Consider the following 8,410-nt stretch of genomic DNA (forward strand, 5'->3'; position numbering starts at 1 on the left):
AAGCTGGATACCTGGCCCGCCGAACCCGCACCCCGCCTGCTGGACCTGGGCACCGGCAGCGGCGCGATCGCCCTGGCGCGGAAATCGCAACGGCCCAAAGCCCAGGTTTGCGCCACCGACGCCAGCGTCGGCGCGCTGGCCGTGGCCCAGACCAACGCCCAGCGGCTCGGTCTGGCGGTGGAGTTTCGCCCCGGCCATTGGCTGGCCGCCGTGCCCGGGCAGCGCTTTGACCTCATCGCCAGCAACCCGCCCTACATCGCCCTGGGCGACCCGCACCTGCCCGCACTGGCCCACGAACCTGGGGCCGCCCTGACCGCCGGCCCGGACGGCCTGGACGACTTGCGCAAGATCGTGGCCGATGCCCCGCAGGCGTTGCGCCCCGGTGGCTGGCTGCTGCTGGAACACGGCCACGACCAGGCCAGCCCCGTGCGCCAGCTGCTGTTGGCGGCGGGTTTCGTGCAGGTGGGCAGCCGCCCGGACCTCGCGGGCATTGAGCGCTGCAGCGGCGGACAATGGCCGGTGGAGCGATAATTGGCGATCTTCCGGGTCGATCCAGACCCATTTGTTTTAGGAGCTTCAGCCATGAGCGATGCGCAAACCCAAATCGACCAACTGGTCAAATCCAACGACATCGTGCTGTTCATGAAGGGCAACGCGAGCTTCCCCATGTGCGGGTTTTCGGGCCGTGCGATCCAGATCCTCAAAGCCTGCGGCGTCGAGACCAAGACCCTGAAAACCGTCAACGTGCTCGAAGACGAAGGCATTCGCCAGGGCATCAAGGAATACAGCAACTGGCCCACCATCCCGCAGCTCTATATCAAGGGCGAATTCGTGGGTGGCTCCGACATCATGATGGAGATGTACCAGTCGGGTGAACTGCTACAAGTCATCACCGGCCAAGCCTGAGCGCACGCGCGCCGGTCCCGACCGAGCCACCTGCGGGTGGCTTTTTCGTGGGCGCAGCACCTGGGTTTGGCGTGTGATCCGTCACGCGCGCGCCAATCCCGCCATCAAACCGGTTTTTCTCGGTCTGTTCCGCATTGAGCCTTGGCACGTCCTGTGCTTGAATGAAAGCGTTGTTCAACGTCACAGGAGATGTCCATGAGCTCGCACAGCCTGGTAGCCCCTTCGTCCGTCCACCTGCCCATCGCCCAGATGCGCAGCGTATTCAAAACCGACGACGTCGAACGCAAACTGGTCAAGCTGCAAAGCAGCGGCAACGACCGCGACCACGAAATACTGGTCAACACCTACCAGCGCATGCTGGAGCGTGGTTCCGAGCGCTTCGCCGTCAAGCCCTCGGGCGTGCCCGACATGGCACCGCTCTACGACCTGCTGCCCAATTTTGGTGAGGTGCTCGACGACGTGAAGCGCCACGTCGCGCTGAGCCAGGACAGCGCCGACAGCCTGGAGGTCACGCCCATTCTGCTGCTGGGCCCGCCCGGTGTCGGCAAAACCCACTTTGCCCGCCAGCTGGCCGATCTGCTGGGCACCAGCATGAGCCTGGTGCCCATGAGTTCCATGACGGCGGGCTGGCTGCTCTCGGGTTCGTCCTCGCAATGGAAAGGCTCCAAGCCCGGCAAAGTGTTCGAGGCCCTGGTCGATGGCCAATACGCCAACCCGGTGATGGTGGTCGACGAGATCGACAAAGCCAGCGCCGACGCCCAATACGACCCGCTGGGGGCGCTCTACAGCCTGCTCGAACACGACACCGCCCAATGCTTCGTGGACGAATTCGCCGAAGTGTCGATCGACGCCAGCCAGGTGATCTGGGTCACGACCGCCAACCACGAGCGCGGCATTCCCGAACCGATTCTGAACCGCATGAACGTGTTCGAGATCGCAGCGCCCACCACCGAGGCAGCACGAAAAATCGCCCACCACCTGTACCGCAGCATCTGCCGCGAACACGATTGGGGCCAGCGCTTCGACCCCGAACCGGGCAGCGACGTGCTGGACCAGCTCGCCACCCTGGCGCCACGCGAGATGCGGCGGGCGCTGGTGACCGCGTTCGGCAACGCCCGCCTGGATCGGCGCTACAGCATCGAACCCGACGATCTGCCACGCGCCGGCACGGGCAAGAGCCGCATCGGGTTCTTGCAGTAGCAGGCGAGAAGCTCAGCTGGGGCGCCGGCGCGTCAAGCGTCCGGGTGCACCCAGTTCTTGCTCGCGGCCTTCACCGCATTGGGGTATTCGGCGCGGCCCCGGCTGCCGTTGTAGCGCCCCAGCGCCATGTACGCATCACCCCGCTCGCGGTCCAGGTAGTGGCGCAGAATGACGCAACCAAAGCGCAGATTGGTCTGCATGTGGAACAGCTTGCCGGCGTCGCCGTCACCGATCAGGCGCGACCAGAACGGCATGATCTGCATATAGCCGCGCGCACCCACACTGGAGATGGCGAATTTGCGGAACGCGCTCTCCACCTGGATCAGTCCCATCACCATGGTGGTGTCCAGCCCGGCACGGCGCGTCTCGTACCAGACGGTTTGCAAAAACTCGATACGGGTCTGGAAGTCGGTCTTGCGTTTGCGCAAACGGTCGCTCATGGCACCCAGCCAGCGAAGATGGGCCAGGCGCGATTCGGTATCGGCAAACACCGGCACCGGCGGGGCGCTGTTGGCAATGGCCGAACTGAGCGCACCGCGCACCGAATCGGCCAGCGGCTCTTCCAGCTGCCCGGCCAGGGCACCCCCGCTCGCGCTCCACAGCGCAGCACCACCCACCGAATACCCCAGGGCCGTGGCACCCCATGCCGCCAGATGGGCTCTTCGGTTGGTAGGCAAGGCGTCCCGCTTCATCCGTTCCGGCCGTTCATGCGCCGAGCCGGGCCTTTACGAAAGCGAAGATCTCTTGCACCGGCACCTTGGTGGCTTCTGCATCGCGCCGGTTCTGGTACTCCAGCTGACCTTCTTTCAGGCTGCGGTCACCGATCGTGACGCGGTGCGGCACGCCGATCAGCTCCCAGTCGGCAAACATGGCCCCCGGGCGTTCGCCGCGATCGTCCAGGATCACGTCCACCCCAGCTTCCAGCAGCTGGGCATACAAAGTTTCGGCTGCGGTCTTCACCGCTTCGCTGCGGTCCATGCCCACCGGGCAGATCACCAGGGTGAAGGGGGCAATCGAATCGGGCCAGATCATGCCGCGCGCGTCGTGGTTTTGCTCCACAGCAGCAGCCGGCAGGCGTGTGATGCCGATGCCGTAACAACCCATTTCGAAAAAGGCGGGTTTGCCGTCTTCGCCCAGAAAAGTCGCCTTCATGGCCTCGCTGTATTTGGTGCCCAGGTAGAACACATGGCCGACCTCGATGCCGCGCTCAATCGCCAGCGTGCCCTGGCCGTCGGGCGAGGCGTCGCCTTCGACCACGTTGCGGATATCGGCCACGAGATCGGGCTCGGGCAGATCGCGGCCCCAGTTCACACCGGTCAGGTGCGCGTCGATTTGATTGGCGCCACAGATCCAGTCGGCCATCACCGCGACCTCGCGGTCCACCACCAGCTTCACCGCTTGCTTCAGGCCGATCGGGCCCAGATAGCCTGGCTTGCAAGCGAAATGGGTCTCGATTTCCGCACCCGTCGCCAGACGGAAACCCACATCCAGGCCAGGCACTTTGCGCACCTTGACCTCGTTCATGTCGTGGTCGCCGCGCAGCAACAGCAACCAGACCTGGGTCTTCACCACGGCACCGGCCGGATCGGTTTGATCGGTGGCCAGCACCAGCGATTTCACGGTGGAGGCCAGGGGCACACCCAGGAACTCGGCCACGTCGGCGCAGGTGCTCTTGCCCGGCGTCGGCACCTGGGCCATGGCGTTGGCCGCAGATGGGCGCGGGCCTGCGGGCGCCAAGGCCTCGGCCTTTTCCATGTTGGCGGCGTAGTCGCTGTTCGCGCAATACACGATGGCGTCTTCGCCGGTGGCCGCAATGACCTGGAATTCTTCGCTCAGCTCGCCACCGATGGCACCGCTGTCGGCCGCCACGGCCCGGTAGCTCAGGCCAAAGCGGTCAAAAATGCGCCGGTAGGCCTTGGCCATGACCTCATAACTGGCCTTGGCGCCCACCACGTCGCGGTCGAAGCTGTAGGCGTCTTTCATGATGAATTCGCGCCCGCGCATCAGGCCAAAACGTGGGCGGCGTTCGTCGCGGAACTTGGTCTGGATCTGGTACAGGTTCTTGGGCAACTGCTTGTAGCTGCGCAGTTCCTGGCGCGCGATGTCGGTGACCACCTCTTCGCTGGTGGGCTGCACCACAAAGTCGCGGTCGTGCCGGTCTTTGATGCGCAACAGCTCCGGCCCCATCTTGTCAAAGCGCCCGGTTTCCTGCCACAGCTCGGCGGGCTGCACCACCGGCATGCTGAGTTCGACCGAGCCTGCGCGCCCCATTTCTTCGCGCACGATGGCCTCGACCTTGCGGATCACGCGCAAGCCCATGGGCATGTAGCTGTAGATGCCCGCGCCCAGTTTCTTGATCATGCCCGCGCGCGTCATGAGCTGGTGGCTCACCACCTCGGCGTCGGCGGGTGCTTCTTTGAGCGTGGTGATCAGGAACTGTGAAGCTTTCATGGATATGGACTGCGCGGAGGCAGGGTTGAATCGACCAAGAGGGGATTGTGGCGGGCACCAAGACACTGGATACAGGGCCGGGGCAAAAGTCAGCTGTGCCAGCGCTTCGCAATCGGTGGGGACCGATGCATAATGCAGACAGTTTAAAAATTTGGGGTTGATTATGCTTGACAGAGAAGGCTTCAGGCCCAATGTCGGCATCATTCTGCTCAACCAGCGAAATCAGGTGTTTTGGGGCAAGCGCATACGCTCCCACTCCTGGCAGTTTCCGCAAGGTGGCATCGATCGGGGGGAGACACCCGAACAAGCGATGTACCGCGAACTGCACGAAGAAGTGGGCTTGATGCCCGAACACGTGAGCATCGTCGCCCGCACGCGGGACTGGTTGCGTTACGAAGTGCCAGACCGTTTCATCCGTCGGGATGCCCGCGGCCATTACAAGGGTCAAAAGCAGATCTGGTACCTGTTGCGGCTGGTCGGCCACGACTGGAACCTCAATCTGCGCGCCACCAGCCACCCCGAGTTCGACGCCTGGCGTTGGCACGATTACTGGATCCCACTGGACGTGGTGGTCGAGTTCAAGCGCGGCGTGTATGAAATGGCCCTGACCGAGTTGGCCCGCTACCTGCCCAAGACCGAATACCGCAACCGCTACCTGCGCGGCGGCATGCGCCAACGCACGAACGAATCGGGCCATGGCAACCACCAGATGATGGACCCGACCGGCATGGAGTTGCCGCCGGGTGCCAGCTTCGACCCCGACCCCCAGGGTGACACCCGGCACCCGCAGAACGCATTGAAATGAGCCTTTTCCAGCGTACCATCCACTTCCGTCCGTTCCTTGCCACCGCCTTGTTCCTGGGCCTGAGTCTGGCCCTGCTCTCGCCCCACCCCGCTCTGGCCCAAGTGGACTGGAAAGAATCAAGCAGCCCCGCGCCCGAGCGCTTCAACACCGACAAGCTCCAGCTGTTCACGGTGTCGCCGCGCTCTTCGATGGTCTACGGCATCGATCCAGACACCCTGAGCATCGGGACCGACGGCGTGGTGCGCTATGTCATGGTGGCCCGCAGCACCCAGGGCGCGCTCAATGTCTTGTTCGAGGGCATACGCTGCAGCACAGCCGAAGTCAAAATCTATGCGCAATGGGACAACCGCAGCGCATGGAGCGCCACCCGAGAAGCCGAGTGGCGCCCGCTGTCTGCCTTGGGCATCGCGCACCACAGTGTGCGGCTGGCGCGCGACGGGGTGTGCGATGGCACCACGATCAATGGCAACCACGCGCAAATTTTGCGTGACTTGAATCGGGACCGCATCGGCGCCCCCGATTGAGGGCCGACCGCGGCTGCGCTCACTTGCGCATCAGCACCAGATTGTCGCGGTGGATCATTTCGGGCTCGGCCGCATAGCCCAGCAGGCGCACAAAGTCCGTTGACGACTGGCGGCACAATTTTTTGGCCTCCGAGCTGGCGTAATTGGACAGGCCACGCGCCACCTCCAGCCCCCGGGCGTCGCGCACCGCGATCACGTCACCGCGCGAAAACTCTCCCGCCACCGCGGTCATGCCAATCGGCAGCAGGCTTTTGCCCTCGCTCAAGATCTTGAGCACCGCGCCGTCGTCCACCACCACGGATCCCCGCAACTGCAGGTGGTCGGCGATCCAGCGCTTGCGCGCCTGGCTCTTGCCGGTCTGCGCCTGCAGACAAGTGCCGATGGCTTCGCCCTCGGCCAATCGCAGCAAAACTTGTGGCTCTCGGCCCCAGGCAATGATGGTGGACGCACCAGACCCTGCCGCCCGCTTGGCCGCCAGGATCTTGGTCAACATGCCGCCGGTCCCGATGCCCGTCCCGGCGCCGCCGGCCATGGCCTCGAGTTGGGGGTCGCCCGCGCGCGCCACGTGCACAAACTGCGCGTTGGGATCGCGCCTGGGATCGGCGGTGTACAGCCCTTGCTGGTCGGTGAGGATCACCAGCACATCGGCCTCGACCAGATTGGCCACCAATGCGCCCAAGGTGTCGTTGTCACCGAACTTGATCTCGTCGTTGACCACCGTGTCGTTCTCGTTGATCACCGGCACCACGCCCAGCTTCAACAAGGTCATCAAAGTGGTGCGCGCATTGAGGTAACGCTCCCGGTCCGCCAGATCGGCGTGGGTCAGCAAGACCTGCGCGCTGCCCACGCCGCATTCGCGCAGCTTGGACTCGTACATGTGTATCAGCCCCATCTGGCCCACGGCGGCGGCGGCCTGCAACTCGTTGATGGCCTTGGGTCGGGTTTTCCAGCCCAGGCGCTTCATGCCCTCGGCCACCGCACCACTGCTCACCATGATGATCTCGCGGCCTTGCTTGGACAAGGCCGCGAGCTGCTGGCTCCACTGGGCAATGGCCTCTTCGTCCAGGCCCCGCCCTTCGTTGGTGACCAGGCTGGAGCCCACCTTGACCACGATACGGCGCGCATTTTTAAGCACCGCCACAGGAGCCGAGGCCACCAGCGCGCTCGTCGAAATGTCCACCGTCATGGTGACTATCCGTTTCCGAAAATGAGGACTTTGATCAATCGCCCGCGCCGGGCAAAGACACAAAGCGCGGATCCACGTCCACCGGGTCCAGGGTGGCCCGGTGGACTTTTGCCAGATGCTCGTAAACCTTCTGCACCAGGCGCTCGCATCCCTCGCGGGTCAAGGCAGAGATTTCAAACACCGGCCCTTTGTACTTCAAGCGTTTCACCACATCCTTGACGCGGGCCTCGCGCTCCTCTGCCGGCACCATATCGAGCTTGTTGAGCACCAGCCAGCGCGGCTTGTCGTAGAGCGCTTGGTCAAACTTGCGCAGTTCGGACACGATGGCCTTGGCCTGCGCCACCGGGTCCACCGCCTCGTCAAAGGGCGCCACATCCACAAGATGCAGCAACAAGCGGGTGCGCTGCAGATGGCGCAAAAACTGGTGCCCCAGCCCTGCGCCTTCCGACGCGCCTTCGATCAGACCGGGTACGTCCGCAACGACAAAACTCTTTTCGGGCGCCACGCGCACCACACCCAGATTGGGGTGCAAGGTCGTGAAGGGGTAATCGGCAATCTTCGGGCGCGCATTCGATACGGCGGCGATGAAGGTGGACTTGCCCGCGTTCGGCATGCCCAGCAGACCCACATCGGCCAGCACCTTGAGTTCGAGCTTGAGTGTCTTGCGCTCGCCGGCCCAACCCGGCGTTTTCTGGCGCGGCGCGCGGTTGGTCGAGCTCTTGTAATGCATGTTGCCAAAGCCACCATCGCCCCCTTTGGCCAAGACGATTTGCTCGCCGGGCTGGAGCAACTCGTGCAGCATCTCGCCCGTTTCCGCGTCAAAGATGATGGTGCCCACAGGCATCTTGAGCACGATGTCGTCGCCCTTGACGCCAAACATGTCCGAGCCCTTGCCGTGCTCGCCCCGGTGCGCTTCGAAGCGGCGCGTGAAGCGGAAATCCACCAAGGTGTTCAGACTGGCATCAGCGACTGCCAGCAGGTGACCGCCGCGTCCGCCATCACCGCCGTCGGGTCCGCTGAATTCCTTGTATTTCTCATGCCGGAATGACGCGCAGCCGTTGCCGCCGTCGCCAGCCGCGACATCAATGGTGGCTTCGTCCACGAATTTCATGACATGCTTTCAGGGAATAACAAACACAAAAGGCCCGCTAGGGCGGGCCTTTTTGAAACAAGGACATCACCAGCGCCGGCATCGGCAACCAGAACCCGCAGGCACCGGCAACGCCACCAGCGCCCCGTATTATGCGGGGGTGATGTTCACCAGTTGGCGGTTCAGCGCGCCTTTGATGGCGAAGCTGACGTGGCCATCGGCCAGAGCGAACAAGGTGTGATCCTTGC

Annotated in this window: 10 protein-coding genes; 5 read left to right on the plus strand and 5 right to left on the minus strand. The window is 63.9% G+C overall.

The window, feature by feature from the left end; all coding sequences use genetic code 11:
- The 3 genes from ABYB95_RS12050 to ABYB95_RS12060 form a co-directional block, all read left to right on the plus strand.
- The coding region (locus ABYB95_RS12050; protein ID WP_372658791.1) for a HemK/PrmC family methyltransferase at positions 1-531 on the plus strand (531 nt) is incomplete at its 5' end.
- A 51-nt stretch (positions 532-582) separates the two neighbouring features.
- The gene (gene grxD / locus ABYB95_RS12055) at positions 583-906 is read left to right on the plus strand and encodes a Grx4 family monothiol glutaredoxin (RefSeq protein WP_372658792.1); all 324 of its coding nucleotides are present in this window, start codon (positions 583-585) and stop codon (positions 904-906) included.
- Between the two features lie 195 nt (positions 907-1,101).
- On the plus strand, positions 1,102-2,106 hold the full coding sequence (locus ABYB95_RS12060) for an AAA family ATPase (RefSeq protein ID WP_372658794.1): 1,005 nt from the start codon (positions 1,102-1,104) through the stop codon (positions 2,104-2,106).
- A 32-nt stretch (positions 2,107-2,138) separates the two neighbouring features.
- On the opposite strand, the gene ABYB95_RS12065 is transcribed toward ABYB95_RS12060, so the two are convergent.
- Entirely contained in the window at positions 2,139-2,735 is a 597-nt protein-coding gene (locus ABYB95_RS12065) for a lytic transglycosylase domain-containing protein (protein WP_372658800.1), read from the minus strand.
- A 76-nt stretch (positions 2,736-2,811) separates the two neighbouring features.
- Positions 2,812-4,557, minus strand: coding sequence for a proline--tRNA ligase (locus ABYB95_RS12070; RefSeq protein WP_372658795.1), 1,746 nt, complete (start codon positions 4,555-4,557; stop codon positions 2,812-2,814).
- Between the two features lie 163 nt (positions 4,558-4,720).
- Here ABYB95_RS12070 and ABYB95_RS12075 point away from each other — a divergent pair, with 163 nt between their 5' ends.
- Together ABYB95_RS12075 and ABYB95_RS12080 are read left to right on the plus strand one after the other, a co-directional pair.
- Positions 4,721-5,362: an RNA pyrophosphohydrolase gene (locus tag ABYB95_RS12075; RefSeq protein WP_372658796.1), complete on the plus strand. Its 642-nt coding sequence runs from the start codon at positions 4,721-4,723 to the stop codon at positions 5,360-5,362.
- Entirely contained in the window at positions 5,359-5,886 is a 528-nt protein-coding gene (locus ABYB95_RS12080) for a CNP1-like family protein (RefSeq protein WP_372658797.1), read from the plus strand. Before ABYB95_RS12075 ends, ABYB95_RS12080 begins: the two co-directional genes overlap by 4 nt.
- Before the next feature lie 19 nt (positions 5,887-5,905).
- Here ABYB95_RS12080 and proB read toward each other — a convergent pair whose 3' ends face one another.
- From proB to ABYB95_RS12095, 3 genes are all read right to left on the minus strand, one after another.
- Positions 5,906-7,072 carry a glutamate 5-kinase gene (gene proB / locus ABYB95_RS12085; RefSeq protein WP_372658798.1) on the minus strand — a complete coding sequence of 389 codons (1,167 nt, stop codon included), beginning with the start codon at positions 7,070-7,072 and terminating at the stop codon, positions 5,906-5,908.
- A 34-nt stretch (positions 7,073-7,106) separates the two neighbouring features.
- Complete coding sequence (gene cgtA / locus ABYB95_RS12090; RefSeq protein WP_372658799.1) at positions 7,107-8,183, minus strand: Obg family GTPase CgtA; 1,077 nt, start codon at positions 8,181-8,183, stop codon at positions 7,107-7,109.
- Between the two features lie 129 nt (positions 8,184-8,312).
- A partial coding sequence (locus ABYB95_RS12095) for a 50S ribosomal protein L27 (RefSeq protein WP_372658801.1) occupies positions 8,313-8,410 on the minus strand: 98 nt, incomplete at its 5' end.

Source organism: Hydrogenophaga sp. (assembly GCF_041633695.1).
Taxonomy (GTDB): domain Bacteria; phylum Pseudomonadota; class Gammaproteobacteria; order Burkholderiales; family Burkholderiaceae_C; genus Hydrogenophaga.